Source organism: Nitratidesulfovibrio liaohensis (assembly GCF_011682075.1).
Classification (GTDB): domain Bacteria; phylum Desulfobacterota; class Desulfovibrionia; order Desulfovibrionales; family Desulfovibrionaceae; genus Cupidesulfovibrio; species Cupidesulfovibrio liaohensis.
Genome location: NZ_VSMK01000460.1, coordinates 1 through 2,033, shown reverse-complemented (window position 1 = coordinate 2,033; position 2,033 = coordinate 1). Strand labels below are relative to the sequence as shown.

Sequence of the window (2,033 nt, the reverse complement as noted above, 5' to 3'; positions counted from 1 at the left end):
CGCTTGCCGACGCGGGCGGGCGGAGGGCGGCAGGGGGCAGGCGGAAGCGGGCAGGCGGGATGGTTGGACTGCAATTGAGGCCGGGCGGCGGTGACGACGCGGCAAGGAGGTGTCCGCGCTGCCGCCGCACGCCCGGTCTACCGTCGGGGTGGGGGGGGGAGAAGGGCGGGTGCAGGGTTGTTGGCAACAGGGGCCTGGGTAGCCCCTACGTCATGCCGAAAAACCGTGCACAGGCCACGGCGACCATGCCCACGGCAATGGTGCCGAAGAAGCTGCCCGTGCGCCACGCCACCAGCGTGGCGGGCACGGCGGCCAGCAGGTACAGGTTGTCGGCGGTGATGTGCACGGCGCCCTGTTTCATGATCAGGTCCGGGGCCAGCAGGGCCGCCAGCACCGCAGGCGGCACGAAGGACAGCCAGCGGGTGATGACGGGGTTCAGCTCGCGCTGCGACAGCAGTTGCAGGGGCACGGCGCGGGGGATGTAGGTGACGGCAAGCATGCCGCACAGCATCAGGAAGAAGGTGGTGGTCATGTCCGGTTTCCTCGCGGCGCGCGGCTACAGGGTAGGGGCGCGGCCCGCGCCGTCGGATTCCGCCAGCCCGGGCAGCCCGGCAAGGCCGTCCGGGTCACCTGATTCGCCCGGTCCGTCCGGCTCGGTCGATGCATCCGCGCAGGCTGTGTTGCGGGCCGTACGCCGCGCGGCATCGGCCCTGGCGGGCAGCAGGGTGCACAGGGTGGCCGCGCAGACCGTGGCGATGATCACGTTCCACTGCCCGGCCCCGGCCAGCGCCAGCAACACGGACAGCCCCCCGGCCAGCACGGCGGCCAGCGCAAAGCGCCGAGCCTTGCGACAGTAGGGCAGCAGCAGGGCGATGAACATGGCGGGCAGGGCGTAGTCCAGCCCCAGCGGGCGCACGTCGGCCACCAGTTCGCTGCCGAACACGCCGATGATGGTGCCCATGACCCACGCAGACTGGGCGGTCATGTTCAGGGCCAGGGTTTCGGCACGGGGCGGTTCGGGCCGCGTATCGCCGGGGGTCGAGGGCAGGCGGCTGACGTGCAGGGCAAAGGTCTCGTCCGTCAGCTGGAAGGCGAACAGCGCCTGCAGCGCGCGCGGCCAGCGGCGCAGGGCCGGGGCCAGCGCGGCGGACATGAGCAGGTGGCGCAGGTTGACCACGAAGGTGGTCAGCACCACCGTGGCCGGGGATGCCCCACCCGCCAGCAGGCTGACCGAAATGAGCTGGGCGGACCCGGCGAAGACCATCAGCGACATGCACACCGCCCCCGATGCGGGGATGCCGGTCTTGCGGGCCAGCACGCCAAAGGCGAAGGCCACCGGCACGTAGCCGAGCACGATGGGCAGGGCCTGCCGCATGCCGGACAGCACGGCGGCCAGGCGGGACGCGGGCACGATGGCCCTGGAGTGGTACGATGACGGCGCGTGGGTCGTGCCGGGCGACGATGCGGTATCCATGGTGCAACCTCCGGGTTGCACATGACCATGAAATCTGTCACCTGAACAGATACAGTCAAACGGAAAAACAAGCATAACAGATGGCGCGAGCGCCCGATTCCGGCTGGTCAGCCACGCCCATACCGCCCATTCCGCGCATCAACCCGCCCCGCACCTGCCCACCGCACCTGCAAGGAGGCCCCATGCCCGCCCGCCCCTTTGCCGCATCAGCCCCCGGCAGCAATCCGGCCCCCGGCATCGCTGGGGACGCCGGTTTCGATGCCCCCACTGCCCCCGGCGGTGTGGCATCCGCCGACACCGCCGCCTTCCACTACCACCGGGTGGAGCGCCACGTGACGGACATGATCCAGTCCGGCAGGTTCCGCCCCGGGGACCGGTTGCCATCGCTGCGCGGGCTGTCCACCTCCATGGGGCTGTCCATCGCCACCGTGGGGCACGCCTATCTGGAACTGGAGCGCAAGGGCATCATCGAGGCGCGGCCCCGTTCCGGCTATTTCGTGCGCCAGGGCATGCGCGGCCTGCCCGTGCCGCAGGCCCGCCCCGCCCCGCCCACCGGCCC

General features: G+C 71.3%; 3 protein-coding genes. 1 reads left to right on the top strand and 2 read right to left on the bottom strand.

The features are described 5' to 3' along the window. Nucleotides 1-205 precede the first annotated feature (205 nt). Both FVW27_RS14235 and FVW27_RS14230 read right to left on the bottom strand, forming a co-directional pair. A complete protein-coding gene (locus FVW27_RS14235) occupies nucleotides 206-532 on the bottom strand; it encodes an AzlD domain-containing protein (protein ID WP_167126282.1) in 327 nt (108 codons plus the stop codon). A 24-nt stretch (nucleotides 533-556) separates the two neighbouring features. Then, nucleotides 557-1,474: an AzlC family ABC transporter permease gene (locus FVW27_RS14230; RefSeq protein WP_208294806.1), complete on the bottom strand. Its 918-nt coding sequence runs from the start codon at nucleotides 1,472-1,474 to the stop codon at nucleotides 557-559. Nucleotides 1,475-1,656: 182 nt separating this feature from the next. Between FVW27_RS14230 and FVW27_RS14225 the strand changes: the two genes are divergently transcribed. Further along, on the top strand, nucleotides 1,657-2,033 hold a 377-nt coding region (locus FVW27_RS14225), incomplete at its 3' end, for a GntR family transcriptional regulator (RefSeq protein WP_208294805.1).